The sequence below is a fragment of the Vibrio sp. 10N.261.52.A1 genome (assembly GCF_002876325.1).
GTDB lineage: Bacteria > Pseudomonadota > Gammaproteobacteria > Enterobacterales > Vibrionaceae > Vibrio > Vibrio chagasii.
On sequence record NZ_MCYD01000486.1, the window covers coordinates 1 to 353 of the forward strand.

Here is a 353-nt window from a genome sequence, read left to right on the forward strand (position 1 = left end):
CTTTACGAACTTCTTCGAAAAACACTTCAACCGTTTCCTTGGCATCCCGCTTGCTGTATCCGAGTGTCTCAAACAGGTTCTCAGCCAAATCGGCCTTCGTGAGTGCCATAAAACTTTCCTCAAAGCTATGTTAATCATTGCTACTATCGCCAGTAGCGCCAAAGCATTTACCCTATTCAATCAATGAGATAAGGTCATTTACAAGGAAAGTGTATGCCAAGCTTCTGATTTTCGCCAACTTTTTTATTTGAACTGTAAGATTATTCTTTCAAATCAGAAACATAACACGCTCTTAATTTCATATATATGGCTAAAAAACATCTGCTTAACAATTCCCAAATAGAACTATATTC

At 37.4% G+C, this 353-nt stretch carries 1 protein-coding gene; it reads right to left on the minus strand.

Annotated features, from left to right (window positions below; translation table 11 throughout):
• Positions 1 to 109, minus strand: a 109-nt coding sequence (locus tag BCT81_RS05640) for an HU family DNA-binding protein (protein WP_198596849.1), incomplete at its 3' end; no start/stop codon positions are given.
• Between the last annotated feature and the right edge of the window lie 244 nt (positions 110 to 353).